10 protein-coding genes and 1 pseudogene are annotated in these 24,643 nt (G+C 60.5%); 10 read left to right on the top strand and 1 reads right to left on the bottom strand.

The window, feature by feature from the left end; genetic code table 11:
- Position 1: 1 nt before the first annotated feature.
- Positions 2 to 1,192, bottom strand: coding sequence for a M20 aminoacylase family protein (locus ACEN8U_RS28045; RefSeq protein ID WP_413658111.1), 1,191 nt, complete (start codon positions 1,190 to 1,192; stop codon positions 2 to 4).
- Between the two features lie 113 nt (positions 1,193 to 1,305).
- Here ACEN8U_RS28045 and ACEN8U_RS28040 point away from each other — a divergent pair, with 113 nt between their 5' ends.
- The 10 genes and pseudogenes from ACEN8U_RS28040 to ACEN8U_RS27995 all read left to right on the top strand — a co-directional run bounded on the left by ACEN8U_RS28040 (position 1,306) and on the right by ACEN8U_RS27995 (position 24,643).
- On the top strand, positions 1,306 to 2,256 hold the full coding sequence (locus tag ACEN8U_RS28040) for a LysR family transcriptional regulator (RefSeq protein ID WP_368580740.1): 951 nt from the start codon (positions 1,306 to 1,308) through the stop codon (positions 2,254 to 2,256).
- Positions 2,257 to 2,788: 532 nt separating this feature from the next.
- Positions 2,789 to 3,532 carry an SDR family NAD(P)-dependent oxidoreductase gene (locus ACEN8U_RS28035; RefSeq protein ID WP_041745031.1) on the top strand — a complete coding sequence of 248 codons (744 nt, stop codon included), beginning with the start codon at positions 2,789 to 2,791 and terminating at the stop codon, positions 3,530 to 3,532.
- Between the two features lie 188 nt (positions 3,533 to 3,720).
- A complete protein-coding gene (gene yfcF, locus ACEN8U_RS28030) occupies positions 3,721 to 4,353 on the top strand; it encodes a glutathione transferase (protein ID WP_015001937.1) in 633 nt (210 codons plus the stop codon).
- 125 nt (positions 4,354 to 4,478) lie between these two features.
- Positions 4,479 to 4,730, top strand: coding sequence for a hypothetical protein (locus ACEN8U_RS28025; RefSeq protein WP_041745033.1), 252 nt, complete (start codon positions 4,479 to 4,481; stop codon positions 4,728 to 4,730).
- Positions 4,731 to 5,136: 406 nt separating this feature from the next.
- Positions 5,137 to 6,342 (top strand): MFS transporter, encoded by a 1,206-nt coding sequence (locus ACEN8U_RS28020; RefSeq protein ID WP_015001938.1) that lies wholly within the window; start codon positions 5,137 to 5,139, stop codon positions 6,340 to 6,342.
- Positions 6,343 to 6,611: 269 nt separating this feature from the next.
- Positions 6,612 to 7,058, top strand: coding sequence for a hypothetical protein (locus ACEN8U_RS28015; RefSeq protein WP_413658108.1), 447 nt, complete (start codon positions 6,612 to 6,614; stop codon positions 7,056 to 7,058).
- A gap of 277 nt (positions 7,059 to 7,335) precedes the next feature.
- Positions 7,336 to 7,980 carry a hypothetical protein gene (locus tag ACEN8U_RS28010; protein WP_413658105.1) on the top strand — a complete coding sequence of 215 codons (645 nt, stop codon included), beginning with the start codon at positions 7,336 to 7,338 and terminating at the stop codon, positions 7,978 to 7,980.
- Between the two features lie 1,802 nt (positions 7,981 to 9,782).
- The gene (locus ACEN8U_RS28005) at positions 9,783 to 11,498 is read left to right on the top strand and encodes a ShlB/FhaC/HecB family hemolysin secretion/activation protein (protein ID WP_413658102.1); all 1,716 of its coding nucleotides are present in this window, start codon (positions 9,783 to 9,785) and stop codon (positions 11,496 to 11,498) included.
- A pseudogene (locus ACEN8U_RS28000) lies at positions 11,495 to 11,572 on the top strand (ESPR-type extended signal peptide-containing protein); the annotation flags it as partial. The gene ACEN8U_RS28005 and the pseudogene ACEN8U_RS28000, both read left to right, overlap by 4 nt.
- 72 nt (positions 11,573 to 11,644) lie before the next feature.
- Positions 11,645 to 24,643, top strand: a complete 12,999-nt coding sequence (locus ACEN8U_RS27995; RefSeq protein WP_310105764.1) for a hemagglutinin repeat-containing protein — start codon at positions 11,645 to 11,647, stop codon at positions 24,641 to 24,643.

Here is a 24,643-nt window from a genome sequence, read left to right as displayed (position 1 = left end):
CTTAGACTTTCAACGCAAGAAACCGCTCGACCAGACGCGTCCAGAATGCGGCGCCGACGGTCAGGTTGTCGTCGTTGAAGTCGTATTTCGCGTTGTGCAGTATGGGCGTGTCCTTGCCATTGCCCACGCGCAGGAAGCAGCCAGGCTTCTCTTGCAGGTAATAGGCGAAGTCCTCGCTGCCCGCGATCGGACCAAAGCCGTCGACCACGCGTTCGTCGCCCATTAGTTCTCGTGCGACCTGTAACGCGAATTCAGTCTCCTGCGCGCTATTGACGAGCACCGGGTAGCCCGGCACATAGTCGATATCAACGCTGGCGCCGTGCGCTTGCGCATGCGCGTCGGCGAGCGCACGGATGCGTGCTTCGAGCAGCTTGCGCACCTCGGGATCGAACGAGCGAACGCTCAGTTGAAGACGCGCCGTTTCGGGGATCACATTGGGCGCGTGTCCCGCATTGAACGCGCCGATCGTGACTACGGCTGGCTGCATCGGATCGATGTTGCGCGACACGACCGTTTGCAGCGCCGTCACGAGTCCTGCGCCGATCACGAGCGGATCGGTGGCGAGATGGGGGCGGGCAGCGTGACCGCCGCGGCCGTGGATCGTGATGTCGACGGTATCGCATGCGGCCATGAATGGGCCGCTGCGGAACATGAACGTGCCCGCCGGTGCGCCGGGATGATTGTGCAGGCCGAAGATGGCCTCGCAGGGGAAGCGCTCGAACAGTCCGTCAGCGATCATACGTTGCGCGCCGCTATCCGAGCCGACTTCCTCAGCGGGCTGGAAGACAAGATGGACGGTTCCGTCAAAGCGGCGCGTGCGCGCCAGTTGCCGCGCTGCACCAAGGACCATCGTCGTGTGACCGTCGTGACCGCATGCGTGCATCTTGCCCGGGTGAACGCTGGAATAGGGCAGGCCCGTGGCCTCGGTGATAGGCAGGGCGTCCATATCGGCACGTACCGCAACGGCCCGCGATCCCGTTCCCAACTTCAGCGACGCAACCATGCCCGTTCCGCCCAGACCACGTGTGACTTCGTAACCCCAACTTGCGAGCGCCTCGGCGACAAGATCCGATGTCTGGAATTCCTGGTAAGCCAGTTCAGGATGCTGGTGCAAACGGTGGCGAATGCCACGCAATTCATCGTTTAGATCGCTGGTTTCATCGAGCGTGCAAAAGTGCTGGGTATTGGGCATTTAGATTGAGGTGCATGTAGAAAGCGAAGCGTCAGTATTTCGCTGCAAAAACGTGCGATCAATGACGTATTTCAGTCGATAATGTTGACTCCGATGTCAACAGTCAAGGAAGCATGTCAACCGACACCGATATCCCTCAGACAGGCGCCCTCAATCCACGGAGCCTGCGCTATCTGCATGAAATCGCCGTGCATGGTGGCGTGCGGGCGGCGGCGGACGCGCTCGGCATCAATGCGTCGGTGATCAGCCGGCAGGTGACGCAGTTGGAGCGCGCGCACGGTGTGGCGCTGCTCGAGCGGCAGGGCCGGCGCGTGACGCTTACGGAAATCGGCCTGAGTCTCGTCGATCACTTTCGTGAAAGCCGGCGCCGTGACGCGGAGATGCTGGTGCAACTGGAGGACTATCGGGGGCTGCGGCGCGGACGGATCGGCATCGGGTGCGGCGAAGGGTTTGTCGGCAATCTGATGGCGATCGTACTCGAGCGGTTTAGCGCGCAATTTCCGGATATCGTCGTCGACCTGCATACGGGCGCGACGTCCGAAATCATCGCGATGGTTCGCAACGACGAGGTCGATCTTGGCCTATGCGCAGGCGGGGCGAGGGACCCGGCGATACGCTCGCGCACGTTTCGCGCCGCGCCGTTCTGCGCGTTTGTGAGCCCGCGGCATCCGTTGGCGGGACTGCAGCGTATCCGCTTCGAGCAGCTTGCCGATGCCCGCCTGATTTTCATGCCGCCGCGTTTCGGCGTTCAGCAGTATGTCGACTCGATTATTCGCGCGGAGCGGCTCAGCCTGACACCGGCTTACCGGTGCGATATGTTCGCCGCGGCGCAAGCGATTGCGGCGGCGGGGCTTGGCGTCGCGTTCATGTCGACTGATGCCGCTCGGCAATATCTCGATGCGGGCAAGCTCGTTGCGCTGGAGATCGATCATCCGATTGCACGTGACTTCAGCAGCCAGGTGATACGCCGGGTTGGCCGGCGTTTGGCGCCGGCGGCGGAGTTTTTGTGGAAGCAGTTGTTGGGGGCGATGCAGAGGGGGTGGGCGGCGGCTGGGAAAGGCTAATGCTCAACACTGGGCGCGTGAGTTGATAAAACTAGGACACCAGGTCACCCACCGGCCATGAACGGTCACTCGCCCTCAGCGCCTGAATCGTCGACAATCGGCGTCAGGCTGATAAAGGCGTGACTGGGATTATCAGCAGATCGATACATGGCAACGCCTCGCACGAAAACTCGGCTGGCTGGGAGGTTGGCCGCTTCGTCAAGCAGTAGGCTCGCAAGTCTCGAGCGTCAGAGTCCAACGACCGACAATACGATCGCAAGCTCGAAAAGAAGATGAAGCGCATTTCTGCGGCTGAAAACTATCAGACCCGCTTTCCCAGGACGGGCAAAAGACAATGGAGCCCAGCCGTGAGGAAGAGTGAGAACGGCCAGTTTGGGACCTTCGACATTGCCTTTTGATTCGTCGACAATTGGCGACGTGCATGAACTAGACGGCGGCCGTATTGGTCGGTCGTTAATCGCCCAGTCGGAAGAACTGTCGACGCGGCGTTGTCCACGCCCGAAAACAACAAGTACTCAACGTCAGCCCATAGATGGAAAACCCGCCTCCTGTTGCTTTGATCACCGGTTCGACTTCCGGCATCGGCGCCGCGATTGCCCGGCGCCTCTCAATGGACGGATTTTCCGTCATCCTGCACTCGCGAAGTTCTGTCGAAGCGGGTCACGCATTGGCACAAAAGCTCGGGTCCGCAGCCTACGTGCAAGCGGATCTGGCCAGAGATGAGGACCGAATCAAGCTTATCCGCGAAGCAATAGCCGTATGGGGTCGACTCGACGTTTTGATCAATAACGCCGGCATCAGTCGAGTGATTCCGCATATCGATCTTGCAGCGGCCACGCCAGACGTTTGGCGGGAGTTGCATGAAGTCAATGTTGTAGCGCCGTTTCGCCTTATAGCCGAAGCGCAGTCGGCGCTGCGCGAAGCCGCGGCGCGAGGACGATCGAGTTGCGTCGTGAACGTCAGCTCGCACGCCGGTGTGCGACCTAAAGGTGCATCCATTCCCTACGCGGCGACGAAGGCTGCGCTAAACCACATGACGCGCCTGCTCGCCCTTTCGCTTGCCCCGGACATCCGCGTGAATGCGGTCGCGCCTGGCTTGGTAGATACGCCGCTCACGGCAGAGTGGACGCAAGCCCAGCGACTATGGAAAGAACGCGCGCCCATGCGACGGGCCGCCAGCCCAGACGATATTGCTCAGGCAGTGGCATTGCTAGTCGCCTCCGATTATCTGACGGGCGAAATTCTGCTCTCGGATGGGGGACTGAATCTCACATAGCGGAAGCGCGGTGCCGGCCGGCTGGGCCCCGCGCGCGTTGTGATCTGGCATGTGTCGCACGCGATCGGGCTCAGTGCGGCCAAAAGCGGCCGGTCGACACCGGCGCCCAGATCGCCGACAATCACCCCGCTGTTCATTTGTTTGGCTTGCATCGAGCCGCAAATTCAACAATCACCCAGGAAGGCGCCATGCCCGAGGCTCCGCTTCGCTTATATGCCGACGCACAATTCGCAAGCCCCTACGCGACGTCCGTGTTCGTCGCCCTCCAGGAGAAACAACTAACGTTCGAGCTGTTCGCGGTTGATCTTGGAACAGGCGCCAACCGTGCAGAGCCCTACGCCGTCGAATCGTTGACTCAGCGTGTTCCTACATTGGTACACGGCGATTTCGCGCTATCCGAGTCAACGGCAATCACCGAGTACCTGGACGAGACATTCCCTGAAACGCCGATTTATCCCCGGGACCGAAATCATCGGGCGAGGGCGCGCCAACTTCAGGCGTGGCTTAGAAGCGACCTGATGCCCATTCGTCAGGAGCGCTCGACGGAGGTAGTATTTTATAAGAAGGAGGCCCCGGCGCTTTCAGCCGCAGCGGAACTGGCAGTGCAGAAGCTGTACTTTGCAGTCGACCGGCTTCTCTCACTGGATGCATCGAACCTCTTCGGTGATTGGTGTATTGCTGACACGGACCTCGCGTTGATGTTGAATCGCCTCGTCATGAATGGTGACAAGGTACCTGCCAAATTGGCGTCGTACGCGATGCGTCAATGGGAACGAGAAGCCGTGCAGCAGTGGGTAAAGCTGGACAGGCCTCCGCTCTGACCATCGAAACAAGGGTCGAAACTCGGCGGGGACGGGAGCCGGCCATCACCCGACCTTCGACATCCGAGCCAGGATCGTCAACAATTGGCGCGCACATATTCGTGGCACAGCGCGTAGCGAGGACAGTGAAAATCAGATTAATAGAGGATGGGAATTTCCCGTCGTGGCTGCGATTGCTGCTTATCCTCGTTGGCACTGGACTTGCGGCGATAGCACTTGAATGCAAACTGTCTCCGGTAGCGGCGAAAATCGTCTTGCTTCTCGGCTTTGGAATTGCTCTTGTGGGCGGTATGACAAGCCGTGCCGCGTTGCTGAAGATAAAGCCCTTTGACAACAGGTACAAGAAAGCGAAAGACAGCTACAAAGAGAATGACTGAGATAACGAAGAGAAGAATGAAGCAGGGACCGTCCGCTTTTCGGAACGATGATTGGCCGTGACGGGGTCGCACGGAGACGGGCAAAGTAGCTTTGCCTTGTCGTCTTGAATAGGCGATAGTTCAGGGGATGTAATGACAGGCGCAAGGCCTGTCAGGTAAGCGCACAGAAATGGACGCCTAGCAGTCAGGACCTTGTTCTCCATCACATCGACTAATAATTTTCATGCTTGTCGGATCGTCTCCTTCGCTTGCAGGTTTCGCGAAATATTGTGAAAGTTTCAGCGGAGAAACTGACGATTGGCTCAGTAATGGGGTCAAGCATGGCGCGAGTTATGACCACGACACGATGCGAAGCGCGTCCTGATTCACCGACGCCGTCCGCGTGAAGTAATTTAAAGGACATCCGATGCAAGCACGGGGTCAATCGTTTTTCGTTTCCTTATTTCTGACGCGATTCGCTGATCAGATATTGTTGTTTATCGTCCCGCTGGTGGTATTCAAGGTTTCAGGAAGCGTCACATGGTCCGGAATCGCTTTCTTCTGCGAGACACTGCCGCGCTACCTGTCCTTCCCGGTCTGCGGTGTGCTTTGCGATCGCATATCACCTATCAGGTTGATTCATTTCAGCCAGATTTTCCGATCAGTCCTGTGCCTTGTCTGTGTGGCAGGCTATGCAGCGGTCGGAGGACTGAGTTGGTTGATCGCGATTTCGGCAGGAAGCGGTATGCTGACCACGCAGGGGTTCATGGCGCGCGAGGTGATGCTTCCTCACGTTTTCCATGGGCTTGAATACAAGAAAGTTCTGTCGTACACGCAAATTGCTGACCAGCTTGGAACCGTGGTTGGCCCGATCGCCGCAGCGGCCCTACTGGATGTCTGGGTTTGGGAATATGTTGTGATCGCAGCCGGCGTTCTGTTCCTGATATCCGACATGGCGTTCGCGAACTGGAAGGAATCCGTCGATCTTGAACTTGACGCAGTCGGGCCGAAACACACCAGCTGGCTTAGCCCATATCTCGTTGCCTTTCGCCACATTCTATCGATTGGGGGGCTTCTGGAGCTGATATTGCTGGCCGCCGGCGTTAACCTCGTTATCGGTGTCACCCTAGCAACGTCGGCCGCAGTGTTTACGGGAATTTATAGTCAGTCCGCATCTCATTATGCAGCCCTCCAGGTCGCTGGCGCAGTTGCGACCGTTATAGTCCTGATGATCGTGGCACATGCAAACATGTCTCCACGCTTGTCAGGAACCTTTTCCTATGCGTTGATAGTGGTTGGTGGGCTACTGACTGGCTGGATAACCGGCCCTATTATTTATACATGTGGCTTCGTTCTCGTTATCGGCTTCGACAAGATGTTCAGCGTCTTCATCAGGGGTGCTCGGCAAAAGTTGATTCCTAGAGAGGACTTCGGGAAGACTGTCGGCCTGATAGTGCTCCTGAACAACGTAACTCAACCGCTGGCCGGGCTTCTGGTCACCTACTTCGCGAAGTCGTTCGGAACGGGGAATTTAATCGTCACCCTGTGTGCATCGATGGCGGTCATCGGCCTGTGTGTTGCCGCTATGAGGTCAAAGCGGTCTGCGTGGATCACCCGCCTCGACGAGCACTAAATACGGGCGTCGAAGTGCGCAGGTGCGGGCACATTCTCTCGTCGACAAAAATTCAGAACTCTCGCGTTTCGTAACTCCGCACGTCTGACGTAGAGCAGTGCGCCGCGACGGCATGACCGAGTGAAACAGATCAAGGGAATGACCGCTTCGGAGCAGCTTGGCTGTCCCTTCTGGGTCGGGTTATGCTTCGCGCATCGACCTCACGCCGGAGTCCATCGGCGCGTTCGGTCGCCGGGCTGGCCTGCGTATTTTTCGAGGAGTTTTGACCAATGAGTTTCGCTTGCCGAGTCCGGGCGATAACAGACCCCTCATCGCTGGAAGGTACTGCCTATGTCGAAGTCATGGCGGGCCCCTATACGAATCGATGCTGGAACGATGGTTCGCTGTTTTTCGAGGAAGAGGTGTTTGGGTATATCGAGCCGACGATCGAAAGATTCGAGCCGACTTACGATCACTATGCATTCACTCAGATCAGCATGCTTGACTGGGAAAAGATAATAGAAGCCCTTGCGGGCGTCCGAAGTAGGCTGGAAATGGAGACCTCCAAGCCGGACATGCTGCAGCAGATTGGCTTCCTCTTCACCGATTCGAAAGAAAGGTTTACTGAGAGTATGACCGCGAATTGTGTCGCGCTCGGCGCGATGATTTCGCAAATCGAGACGTGGACCAGCGAAAATCGTCTCAGGCACAGTTGCGTCACGATCCTCGGCCTGTAGTTCCCATGCCGGCCAGTCACGCACGCTCGATTTAGGCCGCTAGATCGGCGACAATCACGATCGTCGCATGGTGTATCAGTCACGCCCATGCCGAACGCACGAATTTGCGCTTCGCGCTTCACTTGTGCCACGAGTTGACATGGACGAATCTGCACGCGTGGCAAGCAGCATCGCGTATGCAGGCCGGAGAGCATCAAGCTACGAGTAGCCGCTGGCTCGAAGCGGTGTCCAACGTTTGTAGTCGAAAATCAAGAACGACCTTTTAAGGAAGCGGAAAATGAGAACATTCGGATCTGTCGCGGTGACGCTTGCGGCGCTGGGCGTTTCACTTTTGTCCGGATGCTTTTCACACGAATGGTCGCATGAGCTTGAGAGCCGTGCGATCGGGCTCGAAACAGTGCAGCTTCCTCATGAGGGCGACGTCGACGCGTTGAGTCTCGACAATTCGACTGTCTATATGCGCGTCCTCGCTGTACATGCCCTCTCCTCTAAATGCGTAGGCGGAATCCTGCTTGTTCCGCTCGACGTTCGCATGCGTGGCGAAGAGGAGCTCAACAGCCCGGCAGGACGGTACAACCGGCCTTTACCAACGACTAGTGTGGTCAAAGTCGGAATCACTCCGGGTCCACAAGGGTTCGATATGGAGTTCGGCAAAATCACGCTTGAATACCTTGGAAAGGCCTACCGGCCAGCTCGGGTCTTCGCCGGTGCACGCCGGGTGACAGACAAGGAAGTGCTGGCTCCAGGCAACGAAACCGTCTGGTATAACTTGACGTTTCCCGTACACATTGACGCAAAAGATCAATTCTCGATCTTATTAGATGGCTATACCGTTTCCGGCCAGGCTCGAGCCGTGCAAGCGATTGAGTTCGGCCCGAAAGATGTCCATCGGGTGGCCGAGTACGGCGAGCGCGGATGCTGATGAATATTTGTGCCGACCAATATGAACGGGTGCCGGCTGCTCGCGCTTTCTTCGTCGGACCTCGTTCGGTAAAGGCAATAAATGTGAAGGGAGCCTTCGGCAAAGACGCTCCGGCCGAGCGATTCGCCTAGAGGGACTTTGATCTGCCTTCGTCCCGACGAACGACCGTTAAGGGCGAGACTGAAGGACCGAATCGGGTCGGTTACTGCCGTTGGCGGTGGCTCCAATGTTCAAAGCCGCAGTTGTGTCGGCAGGCACCTCCATCTGAATCCTGGCGATCTCATGATTTCCCCTTTTTCAATCTCACGGAAAGCGAGCCACTCTCTAATTCCGTTTCCTTGCAGTTGAAGTTGGCTCCGCAAAATGAAAAAACCAATCGGCCCGATGGAGTGTCGGCCCATCACGGTTCAGGAAAGTGCGGCTCTTCAGTCCATAGCGAGCAGGCGCGAGACGACTGCCGCCATCGACCACACTTGTGAGCGCGACAGCGACTTGATGTGGACGAGCGGGACGCTCTGCACAAGTCGTATTCGCTACCTGCGGCCAACTCGACGACGTCGACGCGGATAATCCAGCCTTCCTGGATGCCACGCTCGACCGGCGGGGACAAACGACCGTTTGGCCCCTCGACAGGCCATGGCGCCGAGGGCGGCAGGCCGAACTGAGTCCAGGCAGTCCACGTCGATGAACTTGGCGTGGATCGCCCCCTCCGGCTCGATTTCGGTACCCGCAACGCCCGGGAGATCTGATCTACGACACTACCAACAGTCATGCAGACCGCTTCAAACGGCGCCGCCGCTAATGCGATGGGAACGTCAAGGGTTAGGGCGCTCTCCCTCCAGAAACGAAAAAGCCGCGCCCGAAAGGTGCGGCCAGGTACGGCATTGAGCCTGCACGCACGCCAGAAAACTCGATTAACGCCGATGCGGACGCTCGTTTTCCTGGCGCCGGCTGTGCTCCGCAAAGATGCCCAGACCGAGAAAAGCCAGCGCAACGCCCAGAGCGAAGAAACTGAAACCCATGCTCATGCTCCTTTATGGAAATCATGCCGTCATTGGAAGTTACCACAAAGGCGAGGAGCTGATTAACCTTGCTGAGGATATTGCTGGGGGCCGAGGATCACGTCGAATGCCCGAAACAAATCGCGCCGACCAACGACGCTTGATAAGCATGACGTCCATTGTGGCGACGGCGCATGCTCCCCATCGCGTTCCCATTCCGACCGTGGCGCGCCATAGCTCCGCATTGGGTGATTTCCGCCGTATGCAAAGGCGTCAGGCACAGCGACGTCACTCGCGCCGTAAGTTCTCATCGACGATTCGTTTCTCCGGTTGGCGACCCGCCCGCTAGCGCAGGTTTCGCGCTTGCACAAAAGCACGCCTTACATCCCGATGCACGGTGCATAGGTCCGTTGTATTTCCGCATATGTTGCAATGTTTTGCGCTGCATCATTGCAAATTTCGGTAGATTACCGCGAATTACAGAATTGGTCGGACGATAATAAAATGACCTACGGGGTAAATCGGCCTGCGACGGGCAGGCCGCGGGGTATGCACGCGCGCGCCGGGGCCGCGCGAGCGGGCTCAGGGAATCTCGCAGAAATGACGGGAAGCCCGGCAGGGCATCCGTTTTTTTCACCATTTGCGCTGGCTCACGCCGGCTGGCTCCGCAAACCAGCGCCGCCTAGCCGTAGCGCGCGCGCTGCTGGTTCGTCGCTCCTCACGTCTGCGACGCGCTCATGGGAAGACATCATCTTTTGGCGTCGGCGAACGCTGGCGCAGTTCCTGTCGGTATGCGCAGCGTTGCTGGCGGCTTCGCACATAGCTGGCGCAAGCGCACAGGCAATCGACCCGCTCGGGGAACAGGAGCAGCGTCGCCGCGCGCAGCAGCAGGCAATCGAGCGCGAGCGTGCGGTCAGCGCACCGAATGTCGCGCTCCAACCGGCCGAGCATGCGGATCGGGACGACGGCAAACTCCCCATCGAAACACCATGCTTCAAGCTCGAGGAGCTGACGCTCGAAGTGCCGTCAGGCCTGAGCGACCCGGTAGAGTCGGCCGGGTCGCGTGCACTATCTCCCAATCCGCTCTTTCCAGGCGAACTCATTTTCGCCAGCGATTATCTCAAGCGCTATCGCGGTCAATGCGTCGGCCGTGAGGGGCTCAATCTGATCGTGCATCGCGTGATGGCGCGCATTATCGGGAAGGGTTATTCGACGACGCGCGTCGTCATTGCGCCACAGGACCTGTCGACAGGCAAGCTGAAGCTCCAACTGATTCCCGGCATTATCAGCTCCATTCGCTTTGCCGATCCGTCGACGTACGGCACATGGCGCAATGCGTTCCCCACGCGCGCAGGCGATCTACTGAATCTGCGTGACCTCGAGCAAGGCCTCGAGCAGATGAAGCGCGTGCCGAATCAGGACGTCGACATGCAGATCGTGCCGGGTCCGTCGGCCGGCGAAAGCGACGTCGTGATTTCTGTCAAACGCACGAAGCCGTGGGCGCTCTCGGCAAGCGCCGACGACAGCGGGCTTAAATCCACCGGCCAACTGCAGGGCAACGTGAGCCTGACGATCGACAATCCGTTCGGACTCTCCGACCTTCTTAACGTCAGCTACAACCACGACATCAACGGGCACACGAGCCAGTATGGTACGCGCGGCAGCAGCGCGTACTACTCCATCCCATGGGGCAACTGGACATTCACCGCAACCGCTAGCCAGTACGACTACCACCAGCAGATTGCAGGAGCGTTCGCGACGCTCGTGTCCAGCGGCAAGTCGAGCACCTTCGACGTCAAGACGGAATACCAGTTCTATCGCAATCAGGTCCAGAAGAACATGGTGGAGTTTCGCGTCGGCAAGCGTTTTAGCCAGGCGTTTATCGACGGCACGGAGATCGGCGTTCAGCACCGCGACAACAGTTATGCGGAAATCGGCTGGGAGCATAAACACTACATCGGCGCTGCGCAGCTCGACAGCACGCTTGCCTATCGCTGGGGTGTGCCTTGGTTCGGCGCGCAGCAGGACCTGTCCGCCGTGGGCATCGGCGCGCCAACCTATTACTACCGGATGCAAACGCTCGATGCGACCTTGAGTGTTCCCTTTGTAGTCGCAGGCTTTCCGCTGCGATATAGCGCAACGGTGCGTGCGCAGAATTCGCCTAACACGCTTTATCCCACCGAATACTTTTCGATTGGCAGCCGCTATACCGTGCGCGGCTTCGACGGCAACACGATGCTTGCGGCGGAGAAGGGATTCTTCTTCCGAAATGACCTCGAGTTTCCGTTACCACGTTTTGGCCAGTCGCTGTATGTCGGTCTGGATGGCGGCGAAGTGTTTGGCCCCGGAGCCAGCGATCTGCTTGGCCGCCGTCTCGTGGGAGCCGTGGTCGGTCTACGCGGCAGCGCATTCAGACAGGTCAGCTACGACGTTTTCATCGGCGGTCCTCTGTACCAGCCGGCGCGTTTTCCGAACCACTGGCCGGTGGCCGGTTTTAGCGTGAGTTTCCTGCTATGAACAAGAATATCTATCGGGTCATTTTCAGCGCAGCTCGGGGGCTCTGGACGGCTGTTCAGGAAACGGCATCGGCGTCAGGCAAGGGGCGTTCAGCCGGCGCCGTTCGTCGTGCGCCGCTGGATCGGGCACGAGTAGGCCTGGTCGACATGCTATCGATGAGGCATGTCGCATTTGCCGCGTTGTGTGCGCTCGGGATGCAGCCGCTGTGGGTCGGTGCGCAGGTGGTCGCGGCACCTGTGGCCGGCAGCAAGCCAGCGGTGGGTGTCACGGCAAACGGGTTGCCCATCGTTCAGATCACCGCGCCCAATGGCGCCGGCGTATCGAACAACTCGTACACCCAGTACAACGTGGGTCCGCAAGGCCTCATTCTGAACAATTCCGGCAGTAACGTTCAGACGCAGTTGGGTGGATACGTGACCGGCAATCCGAATCTCGGTGCCGGCGGCGCGCGCGTCATCGTGAATCAGGTCGTGGGTGGCAGTGCCAGTCAGTTGCTCGGCTACACGGAAGTGGCGGGCCAGAAGGCCCAGGTGGTGGTCGCTAATCCGGCGGGCATTTACTGTAACGGCTGCGGGTTCATTAACACGAGCCGCGGCGTCCTAACGACAGGCACGCCGGTCTTCGGCGGCACGGGCAGTCTCGATGCTTTCCATGTAACAGGCGGTCATATCGAGATTGGCGCAGCGGGGCTTAACGCGAGCAACGTGGATCAGGTCGACCTGATCGCGCGGAGCGTGGCAGTGAACGGCAAGATCTGGGCGGGGCAGTCGCTGAACGTCGTCGCCGGAAACAACGACGTACGTTACAGCGATCTGAATGTGCAATCGCTCGGCACCGACGGCAACAACCCGGGCGTGGCGATCGACGTCGCGCAGCTCGGCGGCATGTACGCGGGCAAGATCATGCTGGTCGGTACGGATGCGGGCGTTGGCGTCAACAGCGCCGGCACGATCGCCTCGCAGGCCGGTGATCTGCAACTCAGCAGCCAGGGCAAGGTAAGCCTCTCAGGCTCGACCAGTGCAAGCGGCAACGTTACGATTTCCGCAGCCGGCGATGTCACAAACACCGGCTCAGTCTATGCAACCCAGAAGACGATACTGAATAGCCAGGCGCAGGTCAGCAATAGCGGCACGATCGCTGCGCTCGGCGATACGTCTATCGCGGGCGCGAGCGTCAGTTCGACGGGCGCGCTCGGTGCTGGCCTGGATACCAACGGTAACGTCGCGGGAACAGGCAGTCTTGCAGTGACGGGCGCAGGCAGTGTAACGGCCACCGGTCAGCAGATGGCAGGCGGCAACCTCGCGCTGTCGGCTAGCAGTCTGAACATGGCGGGGGGGCAGACGCTATCCAAAGGCAATGCGTCCCTGAGCGCGACGGGCGAGCGAGGCGACGCGGGCAACATTGTGCATACGGGCGCGTCGCTACAGGTGGGCGGCAGCCTCACCGTCAATGCTGCAGGAAATGTCACGAACGACCATGCGCAGATCAGCGCGGCGCAACTGGGCGTGACGGCAGGTGGCATCTCGAATCGCGGCGGCACGCTGTCGCAAACGGGCGCGGGCGACACGACGCTGACTGCGTCGGGAGCGCTCGACAATACGGGCGGTAGCGTCACAACCAACGCGAGGAATATCGCGATCAGCTCGGGCAGTCTGACCAACGAGAACGGCACGATTAGTCAGGCGGGCACGGGTGCGCTGAACGTTCAGACCGGTGCGCTCGATAACGGTCAAGGCAGCATCGCCACAAACGGCGCAGCGGTAATTGCGGCGACGAGCCTCCAGAACGGTTCGGGCTCCGTAACCTCGGCACAGGCGCTCAAAGTGACGTTGAGCGGCGACATCCACAATACCGCGGGCCGGCTTGAAGCGGCCGGTGCGGTGAACGTGTCGGGCGCAAACGTAGAGAACACCGCTGGGCGCATCGTGTCCGGTAATGGCGATGGTCTGACGCTCGCGGCGAGCGGCCGGATCACGAACGCGGCAGGCACGACGGCGCAGGGTACGACAGGTGGAGTCATCGGCGGTGGCAACGGCAATGCGGCGATTAGCGCGGCCTCGCTGACGAACAGCGCGACGATGACGGCCGCACAGCAACTGGCGGTGACAACTTCAGGTGCTCTCGACAACAGCGGTGGATCGCTCAGCGGCGCGGCGCTTACGGCGAACGCTGCCACGCTCCGCAACGCAAATGGAACGATCAGCGCCGGGACGGTCTCGGTAACGGTGCCGCAGCTCGACAATCGCGGCGGGAACATCACGGCGAACCAGATCAACGTCAATGCCACGAATCTGACGAACGGCAACGGCACGCTCACCCAGCTGGGCTCGGGTGCGATGGGCGTCAGTGTAAGCGGCATCCTCGACAATTCGAGCGGCGGCATAATCCAGACGAACAGCACGGATCTGACCCTGGCACCAGCGACGCTCAACAACAACGGCGGCACGATTACCCATGCCGGCACCGGGACGCTCGCGATTGATGCGGGCCACGGAATGGGGGCGCTGACGAACGTCGGCGGGAAGATCGCGACAAACGGGCGGGCGGCTCTGTCTGCCGACAGCATCGACGACACGGGCGGCGCGATCTTAGCCCAAGCCGGTTTGAATGCGACCGTTGCCGGTGCATTGAACAATACGAACGGCCGGCTTGACTCGAACGGTGACCTGGCGGTCACCAGCGGCTCGGCTATCACAAACGGCAATGGGACGATTTCCGCAGCGGGTAACGGTTCCTTGCAGTCGGCTTCGCTAAGGAACAGCGGCAGCGTCACGGCTGGACAGAACCTCAACGCGAGCGTAACCGGGATGCTCGACAACAGCGCGGGCACGCTGGGCGCCCAATCGGTCACGGCGAATGCCGCGTCGCTAAAGAACACGAATGGGACCATCAGCGCCGATCGGGTCTCGGCCACCGTGCCGCAGTTCGATAACAGCAGCGGTCGGATCATTGCGAATCAGTTAAGTCTCACTGCCACCAACCTGACCAACGCTCACGGTTCCGTTACGCAGCTCGGGACCGGCGCAATGGGTCTGGTCGTAAGCGGCACACTCGATAATTCCAACGGGGGGCTGATCCAGACGAAGAGTACTGACCTCACGCTCGCGCCTGCGACGCTCAATAACAACGGCGGCACAATCACGCACGCCGGCACCGGCATCCTGTCGGTGAATGCATTCAGTGGTACGGGCGCCGTCACCAACGTTGGCGGCTCGATAATCAGCAATGGCCAGATCGCGCTGAACGCAGGTACTCTCGACGACACGAGCGGAACCATTGGCGGGCAGGCAGGACTGAATGCGACGGTAGCCGGCGCCATCGATAACACCGGTGGGCAACTCGAATCGAACGGCAATCTGAGTGTCGCGAGCGGCTCGGCGATCACGAACACCGGCGGCACCATCGCCGCGTCGGGCAATACAACGGTGCATGCAGCGTCGCTGGCGAACAGCGGCACCGTGACGGCGGGGCAGAATCTCAATGCCGTCGTAACGGGCATGCTGGACAACAGTGGCGGCACGCTTGGCGCGCAGACGCTTACGGCGAGTGCCGCTTCGCTGAAGAATGCGAACGGCGCCATCAGCGCCGATACCGTGTCGGCTACTGTGTCGGAGTTCGACAACCGCCACGGCGCCATCACTGCGGACCAGCTCAGTGTGACGGCGACGAACCTCACGAACCAGCACGGCACGATCACGCAACTTGGCACGGGCGCAACGCAGTTCGACGTGAGTGGCACGCTCGACAATACAAGCGGCGGCGTGATCCAGGCCAAGGGCGCGGACCTGACGGTCGCTGCCGGAACGCTGAGCAACGGCGGGGGCACCATCACGCATGCCGGAACCGGCACGTTCTCCGTCGATACGCCCAATGGTACGGGCGCGATCACCAACGTCCGCGGCTCGATGATCAGCAACGGTCAGATCGCATTGAATGCGGGTAGCCTTGACGACACGACCGGCATCATAGGCGGCCAGTTGGGGTTGAACGCGACCGTTACCGGCGCCATCAACAATACAGGCGGGCAGCTTGAATCGAACGGCAACCTGAGCGTCGCAAGCGGTTCAGCGATTATGAACACCGGCGGCACGATCGCCGCATCGGGCAATACGACGGTGCGCGCCGCGTCGCTGACGAACAGCGGCAGCATAACGGCGGCCCAGACCCTTGACGCCATCGTGACAGGCATACTCGACAACAGCGCGGGCACGCTGAGCGCGCAGACGGTCACGGCCAGTGCAGCGTCGCTGAAGAACGGGAACGGGACGATTAGCGCCGATACCGTGTCCGCTACTGTGCCGCAGCTTGACAACAGCAACGGCCGGATCATTGCGAATCAGTTAAGTCTCACTGCCACCAACCTGACCAACGCTCATGGTTCCGTTACGCAGCTCGGGACCGGCGCAATGGGTCTGGGTGTAAGCGGCACACTCGATAATTCCGACGGCGGGCTGATCCAGACGAAGAGTACTGACCTCACGCTCGCGCCTGCGACGCTCAATAACAACGGCGGCACAATCACGCACGCCGGCACTGGCGTCCTGTCGGTGAATGCATCCAATGGTACGGGCGCCCTCGCCAATGTTGGAGGCTCCATAATCAGCAACGGACAGGTCGTGGTGAGCGCGGGCAGTCTGGACGACACGGGTGGCATTATCGGCGGACAAACCGGCCTTGATGTGACCATTGCTGGCGAGCTGAACAACACTGGCGGGCAACTTGCATCGAACGGCAACCTGAGCGTCGCGAGTGGCTCGGCCATCATCAACACCGGAGGCACGATCGCCGCGTCGGGCGACAGCACCGTCCAGGCCGCATCGCTGACCAACGGCGGCAGCATCACAGCGGCCCACAACCTCAGCACGACCGTCAGCGGAACGCTCGATAACAGCAATGGCACGTTGAGCGGACAGGTGATCACAGCAAACGCCACGTCCTTCCGGGACACGAACGGAGTCGTGAGTGGCAATAAAGTCCTGATGACGGTGGCGGAGCTCGACAACGGCCGCGGCAGGATCACCACGAACCAGCTGGCTCTGACCGCAACAAACCTGACAAACGAGGGTGGCTTGATCACCCAGCTCGGCACCGGCGCGATGAACCTCGGTGTCAGCGGTGCGCTTGACAATTCGAATGGCGGCACGGTCCAGACCAACAGCACGGACCTCATACTCGCCTCCGCATCGTTGAATAACAATGGCGGCACAATCACCCACGCCGGCACGGGCACCCTGAGCATTCGCCCCGGCAGCGGCGGCGGCTCGCTGGCCAACGTAGGCGGAAAGATTGTGAGCAACGGGCAGGCGTCCATATCGGTCGGCAGCTTCGACAACACGGGCGGCATGCTGGCTTCGCAGGGCGCGTTATACGCGTCCGTTCAGACGACGTTGAACAACACAAATGGACGTCTTTCGTCGGGCACAGCACTGACCGCCACCAGTGGTGGTTCACTGTTCAATGCTGGCGGTATCATCGGTGCAGGCGGGGCGGCAGCGGGCAGCACGCTCACGCTCGGCGCATCGTCGATCGACAATTCGGGCGGCGCGATCACCAACGTCGGCAATGGCGCGACGACGGTCAACGGCGGTAGCCAGATTGCCAACCGCAATGCGGCTGGCGCGTCCGGCATGGGCTCGATCAGCGGCAACGGCGGGGTCACGCTGAACGCCACCTCGATCTCCAATACGCAAGGCGGGCAACTGAGTGGCGCGAATTTGCAGATCAACACCGCGAATCTGGACAACACCGGCGGAGCGATCGGCAATGTAGCGAGCGCGACCGGCGACATTGGAATTTCGACCAATACGCTGACTGCCACGAGCGGCCAGATCATCGCATCCCGGAATCTGTCGGTCACGGCAAATGCATTGGGAGGCGGCGGCACCTACAGTGCAGTGAATGATCTGACCTTGAACCTGCAAGGAAACTTCACCACTTCGCCCAATTATCGATTCAGTGCGGGCCACAATCTGACCTTCACATTGCCGGGAACGTTCAGCAACGGCGGAGCCCTTACCGCCGTCAATGGGCTTACGATCAATGCAAGTGATATTCAGAATTCAGGAATGCTGGGCGCCGGCGGTCTGCTCGCCACGCACTCGAATACGCTGACCAATACGGGCACCATCGTCGGCGGCAGCGTGTCGCTCAGCGCTGCACAGACGTTGTCGAATCTCGGTACGAGCGCACTGATCGGCGCAACCGACGGCGCCGGAACGCTCGAACTGCTGTCTGCGGACATCGAGAATCGCGACGATTCAACTGCTGCCGATACCCAGGCGATGACTACCATCTATGGTCTCGGCAGGGTGGTCCTCGCGGGCGGCAAGGATGCGAACGGCAATTACACCAACGGGAATCTGATTCGAAATCAGTCTGGGCTGATCCAGTCGGGCGGCGACATGGAGATCCACGCCAATCAGGTCACGAACACACGTCGCGTGATGACGACGGGCGGGTTCACGTCGTCGGTCGATCCTGCTCTGTTGGCCCAACTCGGTATCAGCCTGTCCGGGTGTACTGCGATCAACATGGCCGCGTGCTCCGGTCAGGACGTGGGCTGGACCACTCCGGACAATCCGGCATTCCTGACCATGATTGGCGGTGTCTACACGGTGCCCCCCCACGGCGGCCAGTGGAACAGCGGCTATCAATACACCACCTACACAGGCGTCGCAGTCGCCAATACGGTCACATCGGTCAGCCCCGAATCGCAGATTATCGCTGGCGGTAACCTGAACGCGGCGTCGGTCGGTACGTTTCAGAATTACTGGAGCCAGGTTGCGGCGGCGGGCAATATCGCTTCGCCGGTCACCATTGACCAGGATAGCTGGCGAGGTCAGAGCGCTCCGCAGGTTCAGGTCACGTATTCGGGTGAATATCACTATAACAATTACGACAACAGCGAACACAACTGGCAGTTGCCGTTCGGCGACGCGCCATTCGTCGGTTCCCGTCCTGGCGGCTACACGCAGGCGGCGCCAGCGGACGTCCGCTCGTACGCGTTGCCGGCCTATGAATCCACCTTCACCGCCGGGGGCACGCTCAGCGGTACCGGTGTGACGATCAACAACATGGCGGGCAACGCCGGCGTGACGCCGCTCGGCCTGTTGCCGGGGCAGACCGTATCCGGCACGGGAGCCAATGCGGTTAGCGGCACCATCGGCACACTGGGAGCCGGAATCATCGCTGCTGGTGCCGTCAGCGGCACAATCGGCGCGCAGAACGTGAGGGCGATTGGCGCAGGCGTGGTAAATGGATCGGTCGGCGCGCAGGACGTGCGGGCGATTGGCGCCGGGCTGGTGAGCGGGTCGGTCAGTACAGGCAGTGGCTCACATGCGGGCGCGGTGGCAGTCCAGGGCGGCCGCATCCTGAATAGCGGCCTTCCCAACTCGAACAATCCGACCATCGCGGCTGCGACGGCCGTGAACGTGCTCAATAACATTACCGTGCCAGCAGGGGGACTCTTCCACGCGGACCCCGCGCCGAACGCGCCGTATCTGATTGAGACGAACTCCGCGTTCACGAACCAGCAGCAGTGGCTCTCGAGCGACTACTACTTCCACCAGATGGGCATGAATCCCGGCCAGATTCAGTTAAGACTCGGCGACGGGTTCTATGAGCAGAAGCTCGTGCAGGACCAGATTCTTGCGATGACCGGAAAGTCGGTGCTCACCAACTATGCGAGCACGCAGGACGAGTTCCAGGCCCTGATGACGTCGGGTGCGCAACTCGCGAAGTCGCTCAATGTGGCGCCAGGTACGGGCCTGTCGCCCGAACAGGTAGCGCAGCTGACGACGAACGTCGTCATCATGCAGACTCAGATTGTCGACGGACAGGCGGTCCTGGTACCGGTGGTCTACCTGGCGAAGGCGAATCAGGAAAACATGGGCAATGGGCCGGTGATCGCCGCAACGAATATCGATCTGCAGAACGCGCAGTCGGTGACCAACAGCGGCACGATCAAGGCGGCGAACAGTTTCGCGATCAGCGGGCAGAGCATCGATAGTTCGTTCGGTACGCTGCAAAGTGCCGGCCAGATGTCGCTTGTGACGAAGGCCGACGTGAACCTGACGTCGGCAACTCTGAACGCAGGCAGTCTGGCGTTACAGGCGGGCGGAAATCTGGCTCTGAACACGGCGCTCAACACCCTTGACCAGGTGAGCGCTACCGGTGCCACGCGTGTCACGACGACACTCGGGCCTGCGGCCAGCGTCAACGTAACGGGCAATGCAGCCATCGTGACGGGGGGCAACTTCGAGCAGAGAGCGGCTACGCTCAATGTTGGCGGCGCGCTTGGGATGAGCATTGGTGGCAACTGGGATCTTGGCGTGTTGCAGACGGGGGAGACAAAGGTGGTCGCACGGGCGAACGGCGTGTCGGACACGCACATCGTCAGCGACGTCGGCAGCAGCGTGAAGATTGGCGGAGTGTCTTCGATCGCGGTGGGGGGCGATCTTACGGCGACAGGCGCGAACATCGATCTTGGCGGCGGCGGGGTGGTGGCCGCCAAGGGCAACGTGACGTTGCAGGCGGCGACCGCGACATCGACGGTCGACAGTAATAGTTCCGGCAGCGACCATCACGGCGACTACTCCGAGTCGCTGCACACGTCTGACGACGAAGTGACAGCCACGAAGTTCAAGAGCGGCGACGGTCTCGCGATCGTGTCGGGGAAGGATATCAATGTCACGGGTAGCACGGTCTCGCTGGACAAGGGCAACGCGCTGCTGATGGCGTCGGGGAATGTGAACGTGGGCGCCACGATGGAGACGCACGTCTCCAACAGCGATGAGACGCACAGCCACAGCGGCGTTGCGAGTCACACCAGTGCCGCTAATCGGGTCGATCAAACCGCGACTTATGCGGACGGCAGTACGATTTCGGCGGATGGCGTGACTGTCGTGAGTGGCAAGGACATCAACGTGACCGGCAGCAACATTGTTGGAACGAATGGTGTTGCGCTTGGTGCGAAGGGCAACGTGAATATCCTTGCCGCAACCGATACCTATCAGGATTCGGAGTATCACGACGTCAAGCATTCTGGATTGTCGGGAAGTGGTGGTATCGGCTTCAGCGTCGGGTCGAGCGAGCAGAAGGACCAGTACGACGCGAATTCCGTTACGCAGAGCCAGTCGCGCAGCACGGTCGGCGCTGTACAAGGGAACGTGACAATTTCCGCGGGTAAGGACGTTCATATTGGTGGCAGCGACATCATCGCCGGGCAGGCGGAGGGTGACGTCGCGGGCGCAACAGGCAACATCAGCATCGCCGGTCAGAACGTCATCATCGATCCGTCCCAGGACAGCGCGCGCTCACACGATCAGCAGGAGGCGCGTTCGAGCGGCCTGACGGTCGCAGTCAAAGGAACGCCGCTTGATGCGGCGCGCGACCTGAAAGCGAACGCGTCCTCCGGCAATGCGTTCCAGCGCACGCAGAACGTTCTGAACGGGATTGGCGCGAGTGCGGCCGACACGCCGTCGATTGCGTTGTCATACGGCAGTAGTCATAGTTCGAGCACGACTGACATATCGAGCCTGACCAACGCGGGCAGCACGATCCGTGGCGGCGGCAATGTGTCGGTGACCGCCACGGGCGGCGCAGTGAAGGATGCAAACGGCCAGCCGATTGACGGCGATCTCTCGATCATTGGCTCGACGATCAGCGCAGGCGGCACGGCCTCGCTGACGGCAAACCGCAACGTCACGCTACAGGCATCGACCGATCAGCTCCAGCAGAGCGCGCAGTCGAGCAGTTCCAGTATGGGCATTTCGCTGGCGTCGCCAGGTCTGGGCGACGTCGGCCGGTGGATCAGTGGTACGGCCAATAGCGGCGGCACGAGCCCTTCGCCGTACAACGCAGGGCGCAGCAGTTCGACCGGAACGCAGGCGCAGACCACTCAGACCTCGACGACGGTGTCGGCCAATAGCGTGGTGGTGAAGAGCAATACCGGCGACATCAATGTGATCGGTTCGGGCATTACCGGGACACAGGGTGTCGATCTGGTGGCCAAGCAGGGCGCCATCAACGTGTTGGCGGGCCTGGATACGAGCGCCAACCATCAGGATTCAAGCGGTCATCAGTTCGGCAGCCTGGGCAGCAACGGCACGGCCACGGGGTTCACCGTCGGCGTGTCGAACAACCATTCGGTGCAGGACACGGCCGCGCAGACGCAGAGCACGATGCGTAGCCAGATCGTGAGTGGCAAGGGCAGTGTGACGCTGGATGCATACCAGGACGTGACGGTGGCCGGCTCTGAGCTGAGCGCAGGCAAGGACCTCACGCTGATCGGCAAGAACGTGAACCTCGACCCCGGCACCGATGCGACGCAAAGCAGCGCGAGCCAGAGTTCGAGTCAGTTCGGCGTGAGCCTGGCGCTGGGTGGAGCGGTGGGCAATGCGATCGCGACGGTCAACCAGAGCATGAATAACGCGAACCATGCAGGCGATTCGCGCCTGGCCGCGCTCGACACAGCACAGGCAGGGCTTGCAGGCTACAACGCATATCAGGTAGCCACCGCCAAAGGGCCGGCGGGTCAACCGCTGATCAAGGCGACGGTGAGTATCGGAGGTGGTTCCAGCCACAGCGACTCGCAGAGCAGCGAGGTGATGAACGACGGCAGCACGCTGCATGCGGGTGGTACGGTCAGCATCGTCGCGACAGGAAGCGGAGCGAAAGATGCGAACGGGTTTGCGACCGATGGCGATATCAATGCGCGAGGCACACAGATTTCCGGGCAGGACGTTTTGCTCAACGCTGCGCGTGACATCAATCTCCAGAGTGCGCAGGACACGAGTCAGCAGTCGAGCCACAACAACAGCAGCGGGGGCAGCATCGGGGTTGGCCTTGCGCTGGGTGGTCAGCAGAACGGTTTCACGATCGAACTCTCGGCCAACAGTGCAAATGGGCATGCCAACGGCAACGGCGTGACCAATCGTGATACGCAGATCAATGCTGCGAACACCGTGACGCTGACAAGCGGACGCGACACGAATCTGCGCGGTGCCGAAGTGGCGGGCAATACCGTCGATGCAAACGTCGGACGCGATCTGAACATCGCGAGCCAGCAGGACACGAATACGTACGACAGCAAACAGACAAGCGCAGGGTTTCAGGCGAGCATCTGCGTGCCACCGATCTGTTACGGCACGACCGTCAGTGGCTCGGCGAGCGCAAGTGACCAGACCATCAAGAACAATTACCAGTCTGTCGTTCAACAGAGCGGCATCTATGCGGGCAGCGGCGGCTACAACGTGTATGTTGGTAATCACACGCAACTGGACGGCGGGGTGCTTGCAACTACGGCGACGGCGGACAGGAATTCCCTGTCGACGCAAACGTTCGGCTTCACCAATCTGCAGAATACGGCGAGCTACTCGGGCGAGTCGATGGGCTTTGGGGTGAGCGGCAGTTTCGGACAGAGCACCCCGAACGGCGTGAATCTGAATACACCGGTGAAGCAGGCGGGCAGCAGCACACCCGGGCCGTCGAATTCGCAGGGTTTTGGTCCGAGTGGCTTCTCCGCAGCGGGGACGAGCAGTAGCGCGTCGGGTACGACGTACGCGGCAGTGAGCGCGGGGAAGATAATCGTGCGCGGCGATGCGGGCACGGGGCAGGACTCTACCGCGGGCTTAAGCCGTGATACGGCGAATGCGAACGGATCGGTGCAGAACACCTTCGACGCACAGAAGGTGCAGAACGGCATGGCGATCCAGCAGATGACGGGGCAGGTCGGCATGCAGGTGGTGGGCGACATTGGCCAACGCATGCAGGACAATGCGGTCGACTCGGCGAAGCAGGCAGTAAAGGACTATAACGATGCGCTCGCGCGAGGTGACACGGCGGGGATGGCGCAGGCGAAGGCTGATTACGCGGCAGCGAGCCAGCAGTACGCATTGTGGGCCGACGACGGCGCGGCGCGGGTCGCTGCGCATGCGGTGGTAGCGGGCGTTGGCGCTGGTATGGGAGGCGGCAGTGTTCCTGGAGCCCTTGGCGGTACTCTGGCGGGCGACATTGCGGGCAACGCAGTCAGTGGTACGACGCGTGACACGCTCGGAGGTACGCTGTTGTCTAACCTGGCGTCAGGATTGGCCGGTGCTGCGGCCGGGGGGGCGTTGGGCGGTTCGTCCGGTGCGTTGAGTGGGATGAATGGGGCGCTTAGTGCAGACCTTTACAATCGGCAGTTGCATGACGACGAGAAGGCGAAGATCCATGACCATGCGAATGGGGATGCGGCGGAAGAAAAGAAGCTGACGGAAGCAGCGTGCTATGCTGTGCAGTGCTGGGCGCAGTACTCGCCGAACAGTCCTGAATGGACCCGGAACTATGTGAGCCCGCAAGAGGCGGCAGGACTGACCGGGGAACTCGCGTGGATCAATAGCCAGAAGGTGCCGGGCGGGTTGTTCGACTACACGCTTGGCCAGCAGGCAAAGGACTTCGGTCTAAGCCAGTGGGATCAGTTCTCGCGTGGTGCGCAGCAGCTTGGGCAGGATGTGCGGAACTTGCCGCACGATTTGGCGAATACACGTCTGCGTTCTCCTACCGCGGCGCAGGGCGATGCGAATCCGTTGGTTGACGTAACGAACGGTGGAAATGGGACTCCGCCGACCGCAACGGCGGTAGTAACGCCGACGGTTGTGCCGTGTGGGCCTGGTGCGCTGTGTCCGACGGTGACCGCTACGCCGGTCCTGACGCCTGGTGCGCCGATTCTATCGAGCGAAGGCAATGGTGGGGATGACAACGCGTCATCGAATGCAAACACAGGGAGCAGTGTTAAGTCTCCCAACGACGCGATGCGCGCAAGTGCCAACGCAACGGGAACGTATGTCGATCCGTTGACGGGGCAGACTGTACCCGCAGATGGAACGCTCGCGGCGGACCATATCGTTCCGCAAAGTTGGATCAAGGCACAACCTGGCTTCGATCAGTTGACGCCCGCACAGCAAAGCGCTCTACTGAACGATCCGGCAAATACGCAAGGGTTGCCAGCGACGTTCAATTCTTCAAAGGGACCAAAGATGCCGGGTGATTGGCAAACCTACAAGGGGCAACCATTGGATCCCGGGTACATCCAAAGCGGCGCTCAACAGGCGGAAAACCTGAGGAGCTATATTACTGATCAAATTAGATCCATGCTCGGAAAGTAA

The organism is Paraburkholderia phenoliruptrix (genome assembly GCF_047325075.1).
GTDB lineage: Bacteria > Pseudomonadota > Gammaproteobacteria > Burkholderiales > Burkholderiaceae > Paraburkholderia > Paraburkholderia phenoliruptrix.
The sequence above is the reverse complement of the archived record's forward strand: the minus strand, read 5'-3'. Positions and strand labels throughout refer to the sequence as shown.

Coding starts and splice junctions, on each gene's coding strand:
- ACEN8U_RS28045 (WP_413658111.1), bottom strand. CDS start 1,192: ATGCCCAATACCCAGCACTTTTGCACGCTCGATGAAACCAGCGATCTA.
- ACEN8U_RS28040 (WP_368580740.1), top strand. CDS start 1,306: ATGTCAACCGACACCGATATCCCTCAGACAGGCGCCCTCAATCCACGG.
- ACEN8U_RS28035 (WP_041745031.1), top strand. CDS start 2,789: ATGGAAAACCCGCCTCCTGTTGCTTTGATCACCGGTTCGACTTCCGGC.
- yfcF (WP_015001937.1), top strand. CDS start 3,721: ATGCCCGAGGCTCCGCTTCGCTTATATGCCGACGCACAATTCGCAAGC.
- ACEN8U_RS28020 (WP_015001938.1), top strand. CDS start 5,137: ATGCAAGCACGGGGTCAATCGTTTTTCGTTTCCTTATTTCTGACGCGA.
- ACEN8U_RS28015 (WP_413658108.1), top strand. CDS start 6,612: ATGAGTTTCGCTTGCCGAGTCCGGGCGATAACAGACCCCTCATCGCTG.
- ACEN8U_RS28010 (WP_413658105.1), top strand. CDS start 7,336: ATGAGAACATTCGGATCTGTCGCGGTGACGCTTGCGGCGCTGGGCGTT.
- ACEN8U_RS27995 (WP_310105764.1), top strand. CDS start 11,645: ATGCTATCGATGAGGCATGTCGCATTTGCCGCGTTGTGTGCGCTCGGG.